The sequence below is a fragment of the Loigolactobacillus zhaoyuanensis genome (assembly GCF_003946385.1).
Taxonomy (GTDB): domain Bacteria; phylum Bacillota; class Bacilli; order Lactobacillales; family Lactobacillaceae; genus Loigolactobacillus; species Loigolactobacillus zhaoyuanensis.
On sequence record NZ_RHOE01000010.1, the window covers coordinates 1 to 20,889 of the forward strand.

Here is a 20,889-nt window from a genome sequence, read left to right on the forward strand (position 1 = left end):
CCAAGGAATCCAAGACGCGCTTAACCACCGGCCACGTCGGAGCTTGAACTACAACTGCGCCAGTGAACTATTCATTGATTTAGATGATTAACTATACCAATTTATAAGAATAGGTCGATACTGTTGCACTTGATTTGACAATTTGGGATCCTAATTGAGCTAACTAAGCGTTTAATCTAATTCATGAAATAGTGCGCTAATACCGTCAAAGTGGACTGGCGGCGTTAGTGCTCTGACCACGCCACCTTTAGCATACTGGCAATGCCTAGACCCAGTCCAAGTAGCGCGCCTAGTGCCAGTAAGAGCCAAAACAACCAGCCCAACGCCCGATCAGCGTAACGACTTTCCGCCAAAACCCCGAGCATGGCGCCAACTACTGTACCGATCAGTAACCGACTGCCAAAAACCAACCAAAGTATTTTGTAGGTCACCTGTTCTAGCTGAGCATAATAAGTCTGCCATTGGCGATATTCAGGGTTGATCACCAACGGATTTTCTGGTGAATCGACAGTAAAGATCGTCGCGGCCTGTGCTAACGCAGTGGCTTCGTCCATCCCCTCAGCCGTGCGCGCTTGAACGTAATCAATCATATAACCGGCCAATTCATCCGCCTCGACCAAATGTGTTTTCGGTGTAAACCGCAGCACACCATGATAATGAATATCACGACCAACGCGAGCGCCTAGTTGTTCAAAGTACGTTCGTTCATTTTTAACCAACCGTAAGCGCGTTTGGGCGCGAGCATACCGTTGTAATTCAGCTTGAGTCGATTTACTAATTGCCATTATTACCCCTCCGTTGTAACCATTTATAGAAATATATCCCCGCTTAGCTTAGGGATCTTGTTAAAGCCACGATCAATAATTACCGTTAAATGGGTATTGATCCTTTAATAAATAATTGTTTTTAAGGAAACTAAATTAATTATTTTAGCTAGCTACCAATCCACGTTTGCTGTCTTAATCAGAATAAAACAACTTGACAAATTAAATTTTACCAGTAAACTAAGCTAAGTATTCTTGAAGCGTTGCTAGACATATTTCAGTATAACAAATTAAACGGTCTAGCTTACAAACGAGTTGCGGAACATAACACTTTTTTAATTTGATCCTGTTTCTACTGAATTCTTGACGCGTAAACGACAATTTTGCGAAGGAGACCTAACAAATGAAGCAACACAAACTTTGGGCTAGCGTGACCTTGCTGGCCAGTCTTTTATTGCTCCTAGCGGGGTGCACAACCAAGCCAGCCGCCAAAACCGATGGTATCACGGTGGTTAGCTCGCTTAATTTTTATGGTGAAGTGGCTAAAGCAGTCCTTGGCGATCACGGGACCGTTACCTCAATTATTACTAGCCCAAATACTGATCCGCATGATTTTGAACCGACCACAAAAACTGCACGAACAGTTGCCGCCGCGGATGTTGTCATCGCTAATGGTATCGGCTATGACGGTTGGATGCAAAAGTTAGTCAAGGCCAACGGTAATTCAGCCGTGACTAGCATTCGTGTTGGTGAAGATTTAATGAGCAAAAAAACCGGCGCCAATGAACACCTTTGGTATAATGAAACAACTATGAGCAAGTTAGCCCGCCACTTAGCTAAAGTCTACGCTAAGCGTGATCCGAAACATCAGGCGGCCTATCAGCGTAACGCGGAAAAATATATTAAGTCACTCCAACCGATCTCAACTAAATTAAACCAATTAAAACAAAATAGTCAGCGGCAAAAAGTTGCCGTGAGTGAACCAGTTTTCAACTATGCATTAGCCGAACTAGGCTATCAAATTAGTGACCAACATTTTGCACGTGCGATCGAAGAAGGCACTGATCCATCACCCAGCGATATTAAGTCGCTACAAACTGCGATCACTGAACACAAAATCGCCTTTTTTGTTCAAAATAGTCAATCTACCGACAAGGTCGTCGCAAACTTGGTTAGTCTAGCCAATAAACATAACGTCCCAGTAATCAAAGTTACCGAGACGATGCCCCATGGTCTTAATTATCGGCAGTGGATGCTACAGCAATATGAGCAACTCGCCAAAATTCAGAAAACGCAATAACTATCTAACGCTTTTTAAACACTCTCTAGTAAAAAGGAAGGTCATCATGACGCAATCACCACTTTTAACAGTTGAACATCTGGCGGTCAACTTCCCTGATCACCAAGTTTTTCAAGATCTAAATTTCACGTTACAACGCGGTAGTTTTCTCAGTATCGTTGGTGAAAACGGCGCCGGCAAAACGACTTTGATCCGCGCACTGTTACATCAGTTGAAACCTAGCGCTGGAACGATCAGCTTTTTCCCCGAACGTAAAGCGATTCGTATCGGTTATGTGCCGCAGTTTCGTAACCTGGATGAAGAATATCCGTTGACCGTACGTGATTTTGTCAGTCTAAATCTTAGCGGGATCCATTTACCTTGGTTATCACGCAAAGAGCGCCAAGCCGTCGATACTGCTATTCGGACAACTAACCTGACTGCCATCGCTAAGCGGCCATTAGGGATGGCTTCTGGTGGCGAAAAGCAGCGTGCTTATTTAGCGCAAGCTTTGGTTGAGCAGCCGAATCTATTAATTTTAGACGAATCAACAGCTAGTCTCGATAATATGATGAAATACGAATTACTGGAATTAGTTAAAAAATTCAACCGTGAACAGAATCTAACGGTGATCTTTGTCACTCATGATCTCCCTTTAGCCAAGCAATATGCGGATGAGTTTTTATTATTGCGTCGGTCGGGCTATGAATTAGGCCCGATCGCTAAATTACCTGAAGATGCGTTGATCAGCGCCGACCGTGGAGGTGAAACGAGCCATGCTTAGTCTACCTTTTATGCAAAACGCCTTTCTGGCTAGTACTTTTATCGCGATCATTAGTGGCATCGTTGGCGTTTTCGTCATTGCCCGCAATATGTCTTTTCTGACGCATACCCTATCAGAAATTGGCTTTGCTGGCGCAGCTTTTGGTATTTTTGCTGGTTGGCCTCCACTTAACGGCATGTTGCTGTTCACCATGGTCAGTTCGGTGATCGTTGGTCAACTCAGCGTTAAAGCCGCCCGGCGTGAAGCTTCGATCAGCGCTATTTCCAGTCTATTTATCGGCCTAGGTATTTTATTCCTGTCGTTAGCCAACAAAACTTCAAGTTACGCCACTAATATTTTATTTGGTAGTATTATCGGCATTAGTCGCGCCAACGTGATCCAAGTGATCGTCTTATCGGCAGTTGTTTTATTAGTTCTATTATTCATCTACCGTGATTTAAAATTTGACTCCTTCGATCATATTGGCGCGCGCGTCAAAGGTCTCTGGACTAACATTTTATCGATCATCTTCTTAGTTTTATTGGCGCTATCGGTAAGTGTCGCTGCGCAAATCGTCGGTTCACTATTGATTTTCGTCTTGCTGACCCTACCAGCAGCAAGTTCGCGCTACTTTGCACATACCGTCAGCGGGATGATGGTCGTGGCGATCGGCATGTCGCTGGTCGGTGTCTGGGGCGGCTTGTACCTAGGCTACATCACTAACTGGCCGGTCACGTTTTTCATTGCTTCCATTGAATGTTTGTTTTATATCGTCGCTTTAGGGTATAATCATTGGCGGCAAGGCTAACCAAAAAATAATTCAAGTCTAGTTACAAAAATTATTTTTCAGCCATTTATCGTTTTAACTTAAGTATCGTAAAATACACATTAGGCAGCGTCCGAATAAAATCCGACGCGGGTCTAATTTTTTTTGGAATAAACAACCGTTTGATAGACAAGGAGATTATTTAAATGAGTAAGCGGCGTGAATTATGGTTATTGGTTTTACTGGGAACATTGAGCGCTTTTGGTCCGCTCTCAATGGACATGTATTTACCTGCGCTACCGCAATTACAGCAGCAGTTACATACTAGCGCCTCACTAACGCAACTATCGATCACCACTTGCTTGATCGGTTTAGCAGTCGGTCAAATTTTTATTGGTCCTTGGAGTGACCGCGTTGGTCGTAAATTACCAACCTTAACTGGTATGGTTGTCTTTACCGTCGCTTCCTTGTTAGCCGGCTGGGCGACTAATGTTTGGTGGCTGATTTTTTTGCGGGCCATTCAAGGCTTAGCTGGTGCAGCTGGATTAGTGACGTCACGGGCGATCGCAACGGATCTATTCACCGGTAAAAAGTTAACTAAATTCTATGCGCTACTAATGGGGGTCAACGGTATTTTCCCAGTGATCGCACCGATCATTGGCGGCTTCGTGCTTACGTTCACGACTTGGCGCGGTATTTTTTATATTTTAGCCGCCGTTGGTTTAGTTCTATTTATCAGCGTTTGGCTCGGCTTACCCGAAACACATCCCGCCGAGACCACCGTAAAAAGAAATTCACTTAGCATCCTTAACATTCTGCTGCATGATCGCATATTTATGGGCTACACGCTGGTTACTGGGCTAGTCTCTGGCGGCCTATTTGCCTATATTTCTGGTTCTTCATTTATGCTACAAAATATTTTCGGCCTTTCAGCGCAAGGTTTCAGCATGGTCTATGCACTGAACGGTCTCGGCATCGTGGTCATGTCACAACTAGCTGGCTATCTGGCCACTCGTTTCAACGAGTATCGTGTGCTCTACGGCGGTGTGCTGATTGCTTTGATCGGTGGCTTAGCCTTATTTGTCACCTTATTTTTGCCCCGCCACTTAACTTTGGTGTTAATTCCACTATTTTTAGTTGCTTCAATGGTCGGCATTGTCAGCACCGTGGCTGCTTCACTGGCGATGCAGCACGCACACGCTAATGCCGGCAGCGCGTCGGCCTTGCTAGGCCTGACCCAAAACTTGATTGGTGGGGTGCTTTCACCATTTGTTGGCTTATTGGGACAAGATTCCTATATGCCGCTGGCGGTTCTAATTCTCTTATGCGAAATTGCTGCGCTAGCGGTTTACCAACGCAGATTAGCCCCGCTAAGTCACTAGATCATAATACAATTGGGCGCGTCATTTTTTGTTGTCCTGCGATGACTAAGCCAAAATCTTGGTCAGTTAGCGGCTGCGTCACCCGTAGCCCATTTTGCGCTAATATCGTAAATGGATAATCCGTCGCGACTGCTACCCGCAAATAGCGATTGATCAGCGTTTTCCCCATCCGGCCATTAATGTAAATACGCATACCGGGATAGCGTGCTAAAACGTCACGGACTAACGCTTCCGCTTTGGCCGTACGTAATTGCTTAATTGTCAGCGCCAATGCGACGCGCTCACGAAAATTACCGAGAAAAGCGCGCTGCTCATCCGGCTTTAACTGCGGCTGACTAAAAACATGATTTTTCAGATAATTTTGGATGTCATCTGCCATTTTTGCGTGCCTCCAATGCTTTTATTTTATTCTACTACCATGTTACAATGAAAGTGCGACAAATCAACTAAATACAGGCACAGTCACAAATTTAAAACCTGTATTTAACGTCGGCGATACTTGCGACTGGCGTAAAGGAGACTTGTAAGATGATCAAAAAGAAACGTATTTTCCTATAATTAACCGTAACTCAAAATCATTAGTGGTGTAAATACGCCACATACGGAGGAAATATGCAAGAAATCGAATTAACTAAAGTATTGATCGGTGGCGTCAGCCAAAACCAAGCTTATTTTGAAAGCGATATGGCTGAATTAAACGAATTAGTCAAAGCTAACAATATGTTGGTGGTCGGCGATATTCGCCAAAATTTAGAGCGCGCGGTGGCTGCCACTTATTTTGGTAGCGGCAAGCTGGATGAGGTTCGCCAATTAGCGGAAGAAAACGACGCGCATGTTTTAGTTGTCAACGACGAATTAAGCCCATCACAGATCCGTAATCTGGAACAAAACTTAAAAATGACTTTATTAGATCGGACTGGCTTGATTTTAGCTATTTTTGCTAATCGTGCGCAAAGTCGTGAAGCCAAAGTCCAAGTGCAAATTGCCCGTTTGCAATATGAACTGCCACGACTACGAGCTGGCGAACAGGCCAACTTAATGCAACAAGGCGGCGGCCCTGGTTTTGCTAACCGTGGTAGCGGTGAAACCAAGCTGGAAATGAACCAACGGACGATCAAAAATAAAATCAGCCAATTACGGCACGAATTGAAACAAATGGAAGTGGCGCAACAGACTAAGCGGGCGCAACGTGATCGTGCGGCATTGCCCACCGTCGCATTAGTTGGCTATACTAATGCTGGTAAATCAACCACTATGAACGGCTTATTGCGCCGCTTTAATGAGGACACGCCTAAGACTGTCTTTGAACAAGATATGTTGTTTGCTACCTTAGACACCAGCGTGCGCGAAATTACTTTGCCTGACAACAAGAAGTTCCTACTCAGCGATACAGTCGGTTTCATCAATAAATTACCCACCCAGCTTGTCAAAGCTTTCCGCTCTACACTAGCTGAAGCAGCAGCGGCTGATTTATTGATCCAAGTGATCGATTTTTCTGATCCTAATTATCAAGAAATGATCAAAGTAACTGAAAAAACACTGCACGCCATGGGTATCGATGATATTCCAATGATCTACGCTTATAATAAAGCCGATCGTAAACCGGAAACCACATTCCCATTACAAACCGGCGAGCATGATTTAGTTTATGCAGCCACTGATCCCGCTTCATTAGAATTATTGACGCAAATGATCATCAAAGAATTATTTGCTAACTTGACCAAAGTGACGTTCATGATTCCTTTTGCTGCTGGTAAGTGGGTCGACTATCTCAATGAACAAACAAATATTATCGCGCAAGATTACACGGCTGACGGTACGCAAATTACCGCCGAAGTTAGTCCTGAGGATCGCCAACGATTAGCTGAATACATTATTGAAGTTTAATTGACAAGCACTTCATTCCGGAATTTATCGGCAATGAAGTGCTTTTTATTATGGCGCAATATAGTGCGGCGTTAACTTTTTACGCACGCCTGCGAATAGCCTATGCGTTTTTGTTTTGCAATATTAGTTCATCGATTATACTTAAAGCAACAAGTGACATTTTAAATCGATCGCTATGAAAATAGCAGCTGTCCGATGCTTATTATGCTTATCCGCGGGAGGTCTCGACCCATGACTGTGAAATATTATTTACTCGCCCTCGTGTTTATCATTATTATTGGCTGTGAACTTTGGTTTAGCGCCAACTTTAGCCGTTGGTGGCTGATCGTTCTGATTCCGACCTTGATTTTTCTCTTCATCACTGCGCGGCGCCACAAAATAAACCATTAGAATTGGACAAAAAATGACGACGACCGCGCATATTTATGCTAGGTCGTCGTCATTTTTTATTCCACTAAATCCAATGTTGGCGCTGATTTAGCGAACAATATACGGTAGCGAATACTAATACCGACTGAAACCACAAAACCCAAGGCAGCGATGAGCACGTCAACTAACATAATGCTGTGCATATTGGTCTGCGCTAACCAGCCAGTGAGCAACGGAATCGTAAACGAAGCCAGTGCACCAGCAGTATAGAAAATACCCGTGACCAAACCTTTGCCGATCGGAAAAAATTTGGCCATCGTGGTCAGACCCAGCTGCATCACACCGCCGGCCGCAAAGAAACCAACTGCAAAGCCACCAACACTGAGCACCGTTGGCGTGGGAAATTGCCACATCGCACCGATCGCTATTAGTGCCATAAAGGTGTAACCCACTTGGATCTGCATGGGTTTAACTAGCCGATTGACCATAATGGCAGTCAAGATAACGCTGGCAATTGAGCCGATACTGTAGTAGCTCAACAAAGCGTGCGCCGCCAAGTTACCCATACCGGCCACTGTGGCGCCGTATTTAGTCAGCCACTGGGCGATCAAATAAAAAGTCGCCATCGATAAATAACCGTATAGCACGAACAAAACACCGTCAAGGTACCATTTTGCTGGCGTCCGCTGGGCTGACTGTTCACTGGCGCTTAATTGTTGAACTGCGGCTCGGCTAGGAAAATCTGCCCGCCACAATAGCGCCACGTTGATCAGGATCACTACGACGACAAACAGCATTGACCAGCCATACCACAAGTGCGCTACCGTCAATAAACCGATGATCAGTGGAATAAACAGTTCGCCTAACGACATAAAGGCCTTCAACATCACCGTAGCTGCACCATCGCGCTGTGGAAATAGATCGATCAGTGTTGGATAAGTACCGGTATCGAGGCAAGAATTAGCTACACCGGAAAGCACGCTGAAAGCAAATGCGAAATAAATATTAGGGCTAAGTAAAATACCCGCATAAAAAACGACGAAAGCGCCCATACCTAACAAGACAAACGGGCGACGGCCAAAACGATCTGATAAAAAGCCGGATAGCAGATAAACGAGTAGCCGGCCGACACCAAGTGCGGAAATAACAAACGCCACGCCGGCTGTTGTAGTGTGCCAGTGTAACCGCAGTGCATCCATATTCTGAGCCAAAATAATTTGGCTGATCCCCAGAACAAAATAATTTAAATATAACCCGAGAATAAGTCGCTTAGATTTCATGGGACAGCACTTCCTGACCTAATAATTGTTGGATTTGTTGGCTCACTTGCTGTGGTGTGCGGGTATCAGTCGTGATCGTATGTGTCGCCACTTGCTGATAAAGTGGTACCCGGCGTTGCCAAAGCTTGCGTAGACCCACTTCACCAAGCTGCTGCACCAAAGGTCGGCCATCGTCACTTTTTAAACGTTGAAAAATTGCCGCTGGTTCTGTCTGCAAATAAATTACTGGAATCGCTGTTTGCCGCAATAATTCGCGATTAGCCGCCGATTCAACGACACCACCGCCAGTCGACAGAATACCGTTTTTAGTGAAGGCTTGCTTTAAAACCTGCGTTTCCAACTGGCGAAAAGCGACTTCACCAGAATCAGCAAAAATTTGCTTGATCGATTTACCAGCGGTGGTAATGATCTCATCATCCAAATCAATTTGCGGGCGCTTAAAATTAGCGGCTAATACCTCACCGACCGTTGTTTTACCAGTGCCCATAAATCCAACTAAAATCACATCTAACATGTTACGCCCTCCTTAAAATACTGATTTGTTTTGCAGCTAATAATTGCTGTGCCTGTTGTTGTGCCACCGCACTAGCAAAGGTTAATTGTAGGATACCATTCAATTCTTCGCGCGTTTCCAGAATTTGTAGATTAACTAATTGAATCTGTGCTTGCGCTAAAATTGTCGTCACCTTAGCGATTGCCCCCGTACGATCAGGAATGTCGACAAAAATATCGAAGAATCCTGGAATTGCCCCCGCTTTTTGTGGATCAATGGCGTCACGTGTCACCTTAGCTTGCTGAAAAAATGCTAACAAAGCCGTTTGATCACGAGTCGTCATCGCTTGTTCCAAATTAGTTAGATCAGTGATGTAGCGATGTAATATTTGTTGGATCGCCGCTGTATTTGTGAGCAGAATATCGGTCCACATTTGCGGATCTGACGAAGCAATTCGCGTCATATCGCGAAAGCCACCGGCAGCCAATCGCAGTGCAGTCGGCGAGTCTTGAAATTGGTGCGTGGTTTCATTAACTAACGTGGCCGCTAACATGTGTGGCACGTGGCTCAACATGGCCACAATATGATCATGTTCCGCCGGCGCAACTTGTAAGAACTTAGCCTGTGTCCCGGCCAATAGCTGTTGCAGGTGTACGACTTGTTTAGGCGCTACGTGCTGAGCTGGCACCAAAAAATAGTAAGCACTGCGAAATAGATCAAGGTTTGCGGCTTGTACACCAGATTTATGTGAGCCCGCCATCGGATGACCACCGATCACAGTTATTCCTTGCGCTAATAATGGTTCAGCAGCACGCAAGACTGTTTGCTTAGTGCTGCCGGTATCGGTGACGATCACATTAGGTTTCAGCTTAAGATTTGCCAATTGTCGTAATGTTGCCGCAATATTTTTAACTGGCGTTGCTAAAATGATCACATCCGCCCGCGGTGCCACTGCCGCTAGGTTGGTTCCAGCTTCGTCAATAATGCCTGCTGCTTGGGCATAACGCAAGCTATCTAAATTCTGATCTAACCCAATAAGATAGGTGTCAGCCACCTTCTGTTTAAGCGCGAGCGCGAGCGATCCGCCGATCAACCCTAAACCTTCAATAAGTACGGTTGTCATAACTGACACCCCATTTCATTTTTATTGTGTCGCATCTAGCTGCTCGATAATATTGTATAAAAAAAGTCCCTGCTGCCTTACGACAACAGGGACGATTTACCGTGGTACCACCCAGCTTCAGAATAAATTCTGCACTTATAATTAGATAATGGTTAAAACCATTGTCGCTATAATATAATTCATCACATTACCCTGCTTGGCTTGCACCGACCGCCAATTCTCTGTTCACTGAAGTAATGCACTACTAGGTTAGCATTATCACGACAAATCCGAATATTAAATTATAATGAGAATAGCACAGGAAATGAAAACCGTCAAATAATTTTCAAAAAGTAACTGAACAAGCGCGCTCGATAACGCGCTTATTCCTTATTAAGTGTGCTCAATGTCATTCTGATCGCTTTCTTTTTATCACTAATAATAACGATCGTCCCTTGCCCAAGAAAATCAACCGGCCCATTATAAGCCAGGGTAACTTCTTCGGCAATGTCCCCATTTTCCTGCATAACTAAAACATAAATATTATCTGCATCATGATCGTCACTGAAGGCAATTGCCAATGGCGAAGAAATGATTTTCTTTTGCTGCCGAAAATCGCTTAGCGTTTGCCATAATAAATTAATTACTGCTGCTGGTACACGTGCTTTAACTTCATCTGCGGTTTGCCGCTTTTTAGTTGGTTCAAACATAGCTTTACCTCTTTTTTTAGAATTAATTTTAACATTAAAGTTGTGTCCACGCTTGTGGTAAATCAGTGCTGCGTAGTTGTAAGTCTACGACTCAAACTGTTTCGGCCATGACCTAGACCTACCGCATAGTCCAAGCGATAACAGGAAGCAAGCTCTACTATAACAAACTTTCAAACTTTCTTAAACAAAATAATCGCGTAAATCAGCCTTGATGGGGTACAATAGGAGTATAGAAAGTGGTGGTGACCATGATGATTCAATTTAGTATTCTAATGATCCTGTTAATGGCTGGCCTAATTGGTGCTAATTTACCGCAACGGCAAACCGTTAAGGCGCGTATCCAGCGACCAATGACTCGGGCAACCCTAGCGCGTGAATATGCAGCTGGCCGTTTAACAACCGCTGAGTATCAACGTGCATTGCGCCAATATCGCTAAGTTTAGCCAACGGAACAGAAAATTCTGTTCCGTTTTTTTTCGAACACTTATAACTTAAACTATTTCACTAAGTATTATCAAATCAATATGATCAAAAAAGCGCCTAAATTTGCCGTCGCGGCGCTTTTTTCGCTATAATAGTGGTAAATTCAACTCTGGAGGCTTATTTATGACACGTGTAACAATTCTTGGCAGTATTAATGTCGATACGATCCTACAAATTCCCCGCCTGCCGAAACCTGGCGAAACTTTGGCCATGAGCGGCAAACAAGTCGCTGGTGGTGGTAAAGGCGCCAATCAAGCAATTGCAGCTGCGCGGGCAAACGCTCAAACTGCCTTTATTGGTAAAGTTGGTGCAGATGCTAATGGTAAAATGATGTTGGACGCGCTGCAAGCTGCCGGGATCGATATCACACAAATCACGACCAGTAATTACGCCGACACTGGTGAAGCCTTTATCTTACTAGATGACAACGGTCAGAATAGTATTCTCGTTGATGGCGGCACTAATCAGGAAATCAAAATTGGCGATATCGACACCGCCCAAGCAACGATCGCTGCTGCTGATTTTCTGATCGCTGAATTTGAAACCCCGCTAACGACTACTTTAGCTGCTTTCCGTTATGCTAAATCAGTCGGTGTCACCACGATTTTAAATCCAGCACCGGCTAAAACAGAACTAGATCCCGAACTATTAACGCTGACCGACTTAATTGTTCCTAACGAAACTGAAAGTGAAACACTGACCGGCATTAAAGTAACGGATGAAACGAGTATGAACGCCGCCGCGACAGCCTTGCTCCAACAAGGCGTCAGCGCTGTGATCATCACGGTGGGCGCTAAAGGCGCTTACTACCAGACTAAAACTGAACATGGCTTCGTTAAAGCCTTTAAAGTTGATACCATTGATACGACTGCCGCCGGTGATACCTTTATCGGTGCACTCAGCTCACAGTTGAATAAGGACTTGAGCAATTTAGATACTGCAGTACGTTTTGCCAATAAAGCCTCTTCACTAACTGTGCAAAAATTAGGCGCACAGCCTTCAATTCCTCATTTAAGCGAAATTTTAGCTGATGGCGATATTCAAAAAGCGTGATCCTTTGTGATCACGCTTTTTTGCTACGCCAACGTTCCCACCAATCACGTAACTTACCGGCAATCGGTTGAATTTCGCCATAAAAATGTTCCTCGATCAATCGATTCAAAAATGCACTAAATAACAAGATCTGCGCAATAAAAACCAGCCAGAACATTAAAACAATAAACGTTCCGATGGCACCATAGCTACTAACGGAGCGGGCAAAATAGCGGACATACAAGGCAAAAAACTGTGCCAAGACAAGCCAACCCGTTGCGGTTAGTAACGTGCCTGGTAAAACGCAACGTAAATGCAGGCGCGCATTGGGTAAAAAGTAGAAAAGTAACAGTAAAATAATCAGTAGCATTAACCCAGTGACCGGTAATTTTAACTGTGCAAAAATAGCTAAAATCGCATTGGGTAATTCTAATCGGGGCACGATATAATTCAAAACATCTTGACCAAATCCGAAAACTAAAACTAAAAATATCATCAACAAAACAAAAAACAGGGTTAAAAATAACGACAAAAATCTTGCCAGCAAAGCGTTTTGCGGTGTTTTAATGCCATAGGCTTGATTAACACTATCGCGCAAACTAACGATTCCACGGCTAGCCGACCATAATGTGATCACCGCACCTAATGATAACAAGCCGCCGCTACCATTAGTTAGAAAACCTTTGATTTGCGACGCTAGCGTCTGATATATCGAAGCCGGCAGTAGCGCCTGAATATAGGTTAATACTTCCTTGACCGGAATATTCAAAAAGGGCAATAAATTGCCTAAGAAAATCAACAGCGGAAAAACGGAAAGCAACGCATAATAGGCCACGACCACTGCATTTTTACTAATATTAGCCGTTTGATAAGTCGTGATCAACGGCGCACTTTTTTTCTGCCAATAAACTAATTTTTGTCGCCATTTTTTCATAGCCGCTGCGCCTCGCTTTCTAATACTAGTATAGCAAGTTCGCCGGCAAAAAAGAAAAATCGTGCGTTACTGCGTTAATTGTGCCACAAAGGTTGCAAAATCTGGCGCCACCTCAGTTTGTTGGTGTTGATCACCACGAACGATCCGCGGTGTTCCAGCTTGCGCATATGAGAAAGCAAGATAACGTTGTTCACTGGCAGCAAAAATCAATAAATGCGCGGCTTGTTCGGGCGCCAATAAATCGTGCCGTGCGGCTTGGTTTAAATAAACCAGATCAGCAGCTACATTTTTAGTACTACGTCCAGCAAAAAAATAACCAAATCCGTATAAAGCACCTAAATCGCGTAACATCTGTTGATAACCACGTGGTAGGGGCAACGGTAATTGGGTGGCTAGATCCGCTAGCTCAGCGGTAGTCAGCCGGCTATCCGGCAACGTAACTAATTTTTGTTGGGCAATCAATTGTCGCAGATCAGCTAACAAATGCGCTTGCTGCACGATCGGCATATTTTCAACATCAAGCGCCGTTTCAAGCGCGCTTGATTTCGGCTCATCGTCTGATAATAACGCTAAATTCTGCGCCAACGCACTTGGCTGATCAGGTGCTTGTTTTTGAATGCGTTGCTGCCGTGCTTGCGTCGCCCTTTGTAAGTTTTTCAACTTATTCTTCATTTGCTTTTGTCGTTGCTTGGCCATAGCTCACAACTCCCTTCAGATTATCAATCGCAATGTCGGTTCAATCTAATCTTAAAATTTCACGTTTTTTGGCTTCAAATTCTGCATTAGTCAGTAAGCCTTTGTCCCGCATATCTAAATATTCCATGATCAGCTGACCATTAGCCACAAAATCAGCCTCGCCCCATTCACTGTTCTTATTGATTTGCTGCTCTAAAATCTGATGAAGTTCATTCAAAAAAGGTGCGTCGGACCGACCAAACCAAAAATCGACAATTTGCTTATCCGCTTTTTTATCTAACTGATAAGTCACTTGAAAATGACCGTTATTATCCTCAGTTGGTTGATGCATTTCCATACCGATCAAAGCTGTACGCGGTACGGTAGTGACAACAGACGACCGCTTCAAACCGTGCTTGACCGTTTGTTGGACCACTAACTCCTGTTCATCCAACGTCAGCTGAACCGCAGCTGGCTGCTTTACTTTAATTTTCATTAGGCAAACTCCTCGCTACTTCACAATTTTAGTTGTTTATTAACCAACTTGAACGTTACGCTTCATAAAATCACGTACATTAATTAATTTAAGTTTACCTTGACCATGGTTGAAGTACAACATGCAGCCAAAAAAAAATCGCCACCTGGGTCAGGCGACGATCGAGTAGCGTTTAAATTTTTATTGAACTGAATAATTGGGTGCTTCCTTGGTGATCTGAACATCATGGGGATGCGATTCACGTAGGCCGGCGCCTGAGATCTGAATGAATTGTGCGTTGTCGGCTAAATCTTGTAGATCAGCTGCGCCAACATAACCCATTCCGGCCCGTAAGCCACCAACCATTTGGTAGACGATATCGGCTAAGCTACCTTTGTAAGCGACACGGCCTTCAATACCTTCAGGAACCAATTTGTTGGCTTCATTAACGCCGCTTTGGAAGTAACGATCAGAAGAGCCGTGAGAACTGTCCATCGCGGCCATACTACCCATACCGCGATAAGTCTTGAAGCGACGACCTTGATAGATTTCAAATTCGCCAGGCGCTTCGTCAGTCCCTGCTAGCATTGAACCTAACATTACTGCGTTACCGCCAGCAGCCAACGCCTTAACAATATCACCGGAATACTTGATCCCACCATCGGCAATAATCGTTTTACCATATTCGCGTGCCACACTGGCAGCGTCATAGATAGCCGTTAATTGTGGCACACCGACGCCAGCAACGATTCGTGTCGTACAAATCGAACCAGGACCAATACCGACTTTGACTACATCAACACCTACATCATATAAAGCACGAGTTGCTTCGGCTGTAGCGACGTTTCCGGCAATCAAAGTTGCTTCAGGGAAGCGGGCACGAATTTCACCGATTTTACGGATCACACCGGCAGAATGACCATGGGCAGTATCGATAATGATCGCATCCGCGCCAGCTTCAAGTAACGCTTCAGCACGGTCAAAAGTATCACTTGTGACACCAACTGCTGCCGCAACTAATAACCGCCCTTGCACGTCTTTAGCTGCATTAGGAAATTCGACTGCCTTTTCAATATCTTTAATCGTGACCAAGCCACTTAAACGGCCTGCCGCATCAACTAAAGGTAATTTTTCAATTTTATGTTGTTGTAAAATCTGTTCAGCGTGGGCTAAAGAAGTCCCCTCTGGTGCTGTAACTAATGGTTCCTTAGTCATCGCAGTACTGATAGCGACTGAATAGTCGGTAACAAAACGGATATCGCGGAACGTAATGATTCCGACTAATTTCCGGCTATCCAACGAATCAACGATCGGGACACCGCTGATTCGATAACGCTTCATCAAATCCTCAGCAGCTTGGATCGTATGTTCTGGCGTCAGATAGAACGGATCAACGATAACACCACTTTCAGAACGTTTAACTTTGCGGACTTCATCGGCTTGTTGCTTGATCGTCATGTTTTTGTGAATCACACCAAGACCACCTTGGCGTGCCATCGCGATTGCCATTGCTGACTCCGTAACGGTATCCATGCTCGCGCTCATAATTGGTACATTGAGGTGTAGATTCTTCGCCAACTGCACGCTGACATCTACATCATGTGGCAAAACGTGGCTTTCTGCTGGAATTAATAAAACATCATCAAACGTGTAACCTTTTTTCGCAAATTTCGTGTCCCAATTAGACATGGCGATTATCGATCCCTTCAGTGGAGTATTTATTTTTAGATTACCGACTAACTTACCAGAGATATTTAATAGCGTCAAGGCTTTTTAATCTTTTTTTCATAAACAAAAATTAATAAATTATATTCTATATTCGGTTTTTACGCTTATTATTAACATTCACTACATAAATGTTCGGATATTAAAAAATGTGCCACCGATAATCGCGGTGACACACTTATCTTTAAAAGACTGTATTTTTAATGTTAAAGCGTTTTTTCAGATAAATCCGTAATACTAATGCCGCTGCACCGATCACAATGTAAACTGCAGCTGGCAAATTAGCGTTCAACGGCCCGGGGATCAACATAACTAAGGTATAAGTCCCCGTCAATACGATAAAGAAAATAACCCCATAAACCAGTAACCGCCAAATCGGCATCCGTTTTTGGCCGCAGTTGCCCATATTTAATTGCATTTGCATAATACCGAACCCAGCGACGATCGCCAAAATTAATTCTGATAAAATACCGGCTTGGCCTGTTTGAATTTTAGAATTATTACTGAAGAAGAACATGATCCCATACATCAAGTTGAAGACCATGAAAACCATCAATGAACTATCTAACATTAACAGCCACTTGTTTTGTGACGCATTCGGATCTGTTTTTGGTCCTTGAATGATCGCCACAACTTGCTCCGTTACCGTACCAAATAACTGACGTGCCGTTTGGCCTTGTTTTTGGCCCGCCAACATTTTGGGGATCATGTCGTCAATGGCAGCCTGTTGCTTTTCTGGTGTCAGCTTAGTTTCGACTAAAGCTTTTTTTAAATGGTACAAATAATCTTGATTACGCTTAGTTAATTCATCTGGTCCAACTGGTTTGTGCTGATGTTGCTGCACGCCAGCGTTGCGCTCTTGCTTATCATCACTCATGCGTTACCCTCCAATTAAACATTGAATCTAAATTCAATGATGTCGCCATCTTGGACGACGTATTCCTTACCTTCTGCACGTAAACGGCCCGCTTCCTTGACCTTTTGCATGCTACCATACTGATCTAGGTCGGCAAACGAGACTGTTTCAGCACGGATAAAGCCACGTTCAAAGTCAGAATGAATAATACCAGCGGCTTGTGGTGCTTTGATTCCGCGCTGGAACGTCCATGCCTTGGTTTCCTTACCACCAGCAGTGAAGAAAGTGCCTAAGCCTAACAAATGGTACGAGGCGCGAATCAAACGATCCAAACCAGGTTCTTCAACGCCTTCAGCTTCCAGGAAATCAGCCTTGTCGGCATCATCTAATTCAGCAATTTCCTCTTCAGTCTCCGCACAAACAGCAATCGTTTCGGCGCCTTCCTTAGCGGCATATTCCGTGATCTGCTGCACGTAAACTGATTTTTCTGGATCAGCCATATCGTCTTCCGCAATATTAGCCACATACAGAATTGGCTTAGCCGTCAACAAGAATAATCCTTTAACGATAGGTTGTTCATCTTCGTCAAATTCTAGTGAGCGTACTGAACCACCATTTTCTAGAACAGGCTGAATTTTTTCTAAAACCGCTAATTCGGCTAGCGCGTCTTTATCACGTGATTTAGCATCGCGCTGAACTTTAGCCAAGCGTTTGTTAACACTTTCTAAATCGGCCAAACCTAATTCCAAGTTAATGGTCTCGATGTCATCTAGCGGTGCTACCTTACCAGTAACATGCGTAATATTATCGTCGTCAAATGCGCGTACTACGTGAACAATTGCATCGACTCGGCGAATATTCTCTAAGAATTTATTGCCCAGACCTTCACCCTTGCTGGCGCCTTTAACGATGCCGGCAATATCAGTGAATTCAAAAGTTGTGGGAACGATTTTCTTTGCGGGAATAACTTCATCGATTCGTGCTAACCGTTTATCTGGTACTTCGACCATCCCGACATTAGGATCGATGGTGGCGAAAGGATAGTTCGCCATTTCCGCGCCTGCCTTTGTGATCGCGTTAAATAATGTTGATTTGCCGACATTAGGTAAGCCGACAATACCTGCAGTTAAAGCCATTTTATTGTCACTCGCTTTCTAGAATTTAAAGCATGCCCAAATAGGTGATTTGAAATCGGCCTTTTTTAGACACATTTATACTTTTAGTTAAAAATTATTCTGTACCCGACTCGTTATCAGGTGCTTTTTCCAAAACTTTTTTCAGCTTACGGGTAAAATCACGCCGCGACATCATGACGATATGCTGACATTGCGTGCATTGGATTTTGATGTCAGCACCCACCCGGATGATCTGCCAGCGATTAGCGCCACATGCGTGTGGTTTCTTCATTTCAACAATATCGTTTAAATCAAACATCATGATTCCTCCTCAACGCCTAGTAGATCCAAAAGACGATTTAAATCCGCCGTCGACAAATAATTGATTTCGATCTTGCCTTTATCACCATGAGCAGCAATATTAACTTTAGTGCCAAAATGCTGTTGCAGTCGATTTTCACTGACTTTTAGATAAGGTGATTTAACTGGTTGCGGCGCTGGCTTAACCGGTTTAGCCGCATTTAATTGACTGACTAAACGCTCCAGCTCGCGCACCGTTAATTGTTCTTTGATCGTCCGTTGCGCGACGGTAACCATTTTACTTTTATCTTTTAAGCCTAAAAGCGTCCGTGCTTGGCCCATCGACAGCGCCTGCGCTTCAACCAACTTTTTCACTGGCGCCGGTAATGTTAGCAGCCGTAAATAGTTAGCGATATACGGGCGACTTTTACCTAAGCGCGTGGCGACTTGCTCTTGCGTCAAATGTAGCTTCTTCATCAGCATATCATAGGCGGCCGCTTCTTCCAATGGGTTCAGATCTTCACGTTGTAAATTCTCTAACACCGCGATCTCCATCATTAGTGATTCGTCGACTTTGCGCACCAGCGCCGGAATTTCTGTTTTATCAGCTAACTTAGACGCACGAAAACGCCGTTCACCAGCAATTAATTCGTACCCGCTAATACTTTTACGCACAATGATCGGCTGAAATACGCCATTTTCCTTGATCGATGCAGCAAGTTCTTGTAACGCCGTTTCGTCAAATTGACGCCGTGGTTGGTATGGATTTGGACGAATTTCACTTAAAGCGATCATCGTGACTTGTTCGCTGGCTTGCGGCGTAGTGAAATCATCAAAATCACTGAACAGCGCATCCATGCCGCGGCCAAGACTTTTATTTTGCTTATTCATGGGCAGCTAACACTTCCTTCGCCAATAAATCGTAGACTTCTGCGCCTTTAGAGCGTTTATCGTAGTCGATCACCGGTAGGCCATGACTAGGAGCTTCCGACAAACGTACATTGCGTGGAATGATCGTTTGGTATACTTGTTGCGGGAAAAATTTGCGCACTTCGGCGACAACTTCCGCACCTAAGTTAGTCCGCGCATCATACATCGTTAACAAGACGCCCTCAATTTGTAAATTCGGATTGAAATGCTTCTGGACTAATTTAATCGTATGTAACAACTGACTTAAGCCCTCCAAAGCGTAATATTCGCTTTGAACTGGGATCAGAATGCTGTCACTAGCGGTAAAGGCGTTGATCGTCAGATTACCTAACGCTGGCGGGCAATCGATCAAAATATAGTCGTATTGCTCACGAGCAGGCGCCAAACTTAGTTTTAAGCGCGATTCACGCGCCATCAAATTGGTCAGCTCGATCTCGGCACCGGCCAGTTGAATCGTTGCCGGCACAATATCTAAGTTGGCTCGCTGTGTATGCTGAATTGCTTGTTCTAATGGGTATTCATCGATCAACACATTATAAATATCATGTTCAATATGGCTTTTTTCAATCCCAACGCCACTGGTTGCATTCCCTTGTGCATCGGCATCCACCAGTAACACTTGTGCGCCAAGTTCAGCCAAACAAGCGCCTAAATTGATCGCGGTGGTCGTCTTACCGACACCACCTTTTTGATTCGCGATGGCGATCACTTGTGCCATAAATTCAGTTCCTTTCCTATATAGAAATTAATCAGCCGCAACTAATGGTTCCCGATTCGGGATTCCAGCACGCCGCGGATAACTTTTCGGTGTCTGCCGCTTTTTATCGATAACGATCAAATGACGCTGATCACCTGTTTCTGGCAGCGTAAAGGCGGTGGTTGCGTTAAGTTTGCCACCAAGTTTGCTGATCGCATAGTCAGCTTCCGTCAACTCGTCATCCGGTAATTGCCCTTTCAGCGCCACAAACTGGCCGCCTTTTTTCACTAAAGGTAGACATAATTCGCTGAGCACGTTCAACCGTGCGACTGCGCGCGCCGTGACTAAATCGTACTGTTCCCGATGTTCACTGCGTTTAGCGCCAAACGTTTCGGCACGATCATGATAAAACGCCACTTGGTCTAAGTCTAGTTCGGCGGCTAATTGGTTGAGAAAGTTGATGCGCTTGTTCAGGGAATCAACGATTGTTACTTGCAACTGGGGGAAGACGATTTTTAGCGGAATCGATGGAAACCCAGCGCCGGCACCGATATCACAAATAGTCAACGGCTGTTCGCGTAATGCTGCCAAGTAAAAACTAGGCGTTAGTGAATCGTAAAAATGTTTCAAATAAACTTCAGGTTCTGCGGTAATATTGGTCAGGTTCATTTGTTGATTAACCGTCACCAACACTTCAAAATAACGGTGGAACTGCGCCATTTGTTGGCTGGATAGGTCAATACCTTGGTCAGCCAAGGTCGCCTGAAAAGTAGTCGGAGTCATTGCTGCCGCCCTCTCTAAATCATGTTAATTTAAGCATTAGTTTCGTGAAACATTTGTGTTTCACGTACCTACTAACTGTACCGAAAATT

The 20,889-nt window shown here is 44.3% G+C and carries 24 protein-coding genes; 7 read left to right on the forward strand and 17 right to left on the reverse strand.

Annotated features, from left to right (window positions below):
• Nucleotides 1-224: 224 nt before the first annotated feature.
• The gene (locus EKM76_RS03505) at nucleotides 225-785 is read right to left on the reverse strand and encodes a hypothetical protein (RefSeq protein WP_125549311.1); all 561 of its coding nucleotides are present in this window, start codon (nucleotides 783-785) and stop codon (nucleotides 225-227) included.
• Between the two features lie 382 nt (nucleotides 786-1,167).
• Here EKM76_RS03505 and EKM76_RS03510 point away from each other — a divergent pair, with 382 nt between their 5' ends.
• The 4 genes from EKM76_RS03510 to EKM76_RS03525 all read left to right on the forward strand — a co-directional run bounded on the left by EKM76_RS03510 (nucleotide 1,168) and on the right by EKM76_RS03525 (nucleotide 4,954).
• The gene (locus tag EKM76_RS03510) at nucleotides 1,168-2,064 is read left to right on the forward strand and encodes a metal ABC transporter solute-binding protein (protein WP_125549312.1); all 897 of its coding nucleotides are present in this window, start codon (nucleotides 1,168-1,170) and stop codon (nucleotides 2,062-2,064) included.
• Between the two features lie 46 nt (nucleotides 2,065-2,110).
• Nucleotides 2,111-2,827, forward strand: a complete 717-nt coding sequence (locus EKM76_RS03515; protein ID WP_125549313.1) for a metal ABC transporter ATP-binding protein — start codon at nucleotides 2,111-2,113, stop codon at nucleotides 2,825-2,827.
• The gene (locus tag EKM76_RS03520; RefSeq protein WP_125549314.1) at nucleotides 2,820-3,614 is read left to right on the forward strand and encodes a metal ABC transporter permease; all 795 of its coding nucleotides are present in this window, start codon (nucleotides 2,820-2,822) and stop codon (nucleotides 3,612-3,614) included. The genes EKM76_RS03515 and EKM76_RS03520 overlap by 8 nt, the downstream gene beginning before the upstream one ends.
• Before the next feature lie 164 nt (nucleotides 3,615-3,778).
• Nucleotides 3,779-4,954, forward strand: coding sequence for a multidrug effflux MFS transporter (locus EKM76_RS03525; protein WP_125549315.1), 1,176 nt, complete (start codon nucleotides 3,779-3,781; stop codon nucleotides 4,952-4,954).
• 1 nt (nucleotide 4,955) lies between these two features.
• On the opposite strand, the gene EKM76_RS03530 is transcribed toward EKM76_RS03525, so the two are convergent.
• The gene (locus EKM76_RS03530; protein WP_125549316.1) at nucleotides 4,956-5,333 is read right to left on the reverse strand and encodes a DUF1694 domain-containing protein; all 378 of its coding nucleotides are present in this window, start codon (nucleotides 5,331-5,333) and stop codon (nucleotides 4,956-4,958) included.
• Nucleotides 5,334-5,566: 233 nt separating this feature from the next.
• Between EKM76_RS03530 and hflX the strand changes: the two genes are divergently transcribed.
• Nucleotides 5,567-6,841 carry a GTPase HflX gene (gene hflX / locus EKM76_RS03535; RefSeq protein ID WP_125549317.1) on the forward strand — a complete coding sequence of 425 codons (1,275 nt, stop codon included), beginning with the start codon at nucleotides 5,567-5,569 and terminating at the stop codon, nucleotides 6,839-6,841.
• Between the two features lie 249 nt (nucleotides 6,842-7,090).
• Here the strand turns inward: hflX and EKM76_RS13390 are convergent, their stop codons facing one another.
• From EKM76_RS13390 to EKM76_RS03555, 5 genes are all read right to left on the reverse strand, one after another.
• Entirely contained in the window at nucleotides 7,091-7,228 is a 138-nt protein-coding gene (locus EKM76_RS13390) for a hypothetical protein (RefSeq protein ID WP_164507575.1), read from the reverse strand.
• Between the two features lie 59 nt (nucleotides 7,229-7,287).
• Nucleotides 7,288-8,490 carry an MFS transporter gene (locus EKM76_RS03540; protein WP_125549318.1) on the reverse strand — a complete coding sequence of 401 codons (1,203 nt, stop codon included), beginning with the start codon at nucleotides 8,488-8,490 and terminating at the stop codon, nucleotides 7,288-7,290.
• Nucleotides 8,480-9,004: a shikimate kinase gene (locus EKM76_RS03545; protein ID WP_125549319.1), complete on the reverse strand. Its 525-nt coding sequence runs from the start codon at nucleotides 9,002-9,004 to the stop codon at nucleotides 8,480-8,482. The genes EKM76_RS03540 and EKM76_RS03545 overlap by 11 nt, the downstream gene beginning before the upstream one ends.
• A 1-nt stretch (nucleotide 9,005) precedes the next feature.
• Nucleotides 9,006-10,106: a prephenate dehydrogenase gene (locus EKM76_RS03550; protein ID WP_125549320.1), complete on the reverse strand. Its 1,101-nt coding sequence runs from the start codon at nucleotides 10,104-10,106 to the stop codon at nucleotides 9,006-9,008.
• A 362-nt stretch (nucleotides 10,107-10,468) separates the two neighbouring features.
• The gene (locus EKM76_RS03555; RefSeq protein ID WP_125549321.1) at nucleotides 10,469-10,795 is read right to left on the reverse strand and encodes a hypothetical protein; all 327 of its coding nucleotides are present in this window, start codon (nucleotides 10,793-10,795) and stop codon (nucleotides 10,469-10,471) included.
• 248 nt (nucleotides 10,796-11,043) lie between these two features.
• Here EKM76_RS03555 and EKM76_RS03560 point away from each other — a divergent pair, with 248 nt between their 5' ends.
• Both EKM76_RS03560 and rbsK read left to right on the forward strand, forming a co-directional pair.
• Nucleotides 11,044-11,232, forward strand: coding sequence for a hypothetical protein (locus EKM76_RS03560; protein ID WP_225417864.1), 189 nt, complete (start codon nucleotides 11,044-11,046; stop codon nucleotides 11,230-11,232).
• Between the two features lie 169 nt (nucleotides 11,233-11,401).
• Entirely contained in the window at nucleotides 11,402-12,331 is a 930-nt protein-coding gene (rbsK, locus tag EKM76_RS03565) for a ribokinase (RefSeq protein ID WP_125549322.1), read from the forward strand.
• 10 nt (nucleotides 12,332-12,341) lie between these two features.
• Here the strand turns inward: rbsK and EKM76_RS03570 are convergent, their stop codons facing one another.
• From EKM76_RS03570 to rsmG, 10 genes are all read right to left on the reverse strand, one after another.
• Entirely contained in the window at nucleotides 12,342-13,244 is a 903-nt protein-coding gene (locus tag EKM76_RS03570; protein WP_125549323.1) for a YihY/virulence factor BrkB family protein, read from the reverse strand.
• Between the two features lie 66 nt (nucleotides 13,245-13,310).
• Entirely contained in the window at nucleotides 13,311-13,940 is a 630-nt protein-coding gene (locus EKM76_RS03575; RefSeq protein WP_125549324.1) for an SMI1/KNR4 family protein, read from the reverse strand.
• A gap of 40 nt (nucleotides 13,941-13,980) precedes the next feature.
• Complete coding sequence (locus EKM76_RS03580; protein WP_125549325.1) at nucleotides 13,981-14,415, reverse strand: SHOCT domain-containing protein; 435 nt, start codon at nucleotides 14,413-14,415, stop codon at nucleotides 13,981-13,983.
• A gap of 180 nt (nucleotides 14,416-14,595) precedes the next feature.
• Nucleotides 14,596-16,083 (reverse strand): IMP dehydrogenase, encoded by a 1,488-nt coding sequence (gene guaB / locus EKM76_RS03585; protein WP_125549326.1) that lies wholly within the window; start codon nucleotides 16,081-16,083, stop codon nucleotides 14,596-14,598.
• A gap of 220 nt (nucleotides 16,084-16,303) precedes the next feature.
• The gene (locus EKM76_RS03590) at nucleotides 16,304-16,996 is read right to left on the reverse strand and encodes a DUF1129 domain-containing protein (protein ID WP_125549327.1); all 693 of its coding nucleotides are present in this window, start codon (nucleotides 16,994-16,996) and stop codon (nucleotides 16,304-16,306) included.
• Between the two features lie 14 nt (nucleotides 16,997-17,010).
• Nucleotides 17,011-18,111 (reverse strand): redox-regulated ATPase YchF, encoded by a 1,101-nt coding sequence (ychF, locus tag EKM76_RS03595; protein WP_125549328.1) that lies wholly within the window; start codon nucleotides 18,109-18,111, stop codon nucleotides 17,011-17,013.
• A gap of 94 nt (nucleotides 18,112-18,205) precedes the next feature.
• Complete coding sequence (locus tag EKM76_RS03600; protein ID WP_125549329.1) at nucleotides 18,206-18,409, reverse strand: DUF951 domain-containing protein; 204 nt, start codon at nucleotides 18,407-18,409, stop codon at nucleotides 18,206-18,208.
• Nucleotides 18,409-19,281, reverse strand: coding sequence for a ParB/RepB/Spo0J family partition protein (locus EKM76_RS03605; RefSeq protein WP_125549330.1), 873 nt, complete (start codon nucleotides 19,279-19,281; stop codon nucleotides 18,409-18,411). The genes EKM76_RS03600 and EKM76_RS03605 overlap by 1 nt, the downstream gene beginning before the upstream one ends.
• Entirely contained in the window at nucleotides 19,274-20,038 is a 765-nt protein-coding gene (locus EKM76_RS03610; RefSeq protein ID WP_125549331.1) for a ParA family protein, read from the reverse strand. The genes EKM76_RS03605 and EKM76_RS03610 overlap by 8 nt, the downstream gene beginning before the upstream one ends.
• A gap of 27 nt (nucleotides 20,039-20,065) precedes the next feature.
• Complete coding sequence (rsmG, locus tag EKM76_RS03615) at nucleotides 20,066-20,800, reverse strand: 16S rRNA (guanine(527)-N(7))-methyltransferase RsmG (protein ID WP_125549332.1); 735 nt, start codon at nucleotides 20,798-20,800, stop codon at nucleotides 20,066-20,068.
• Nucleotides 20,801-20,889 lie beyond the last annotated feature (89 nt).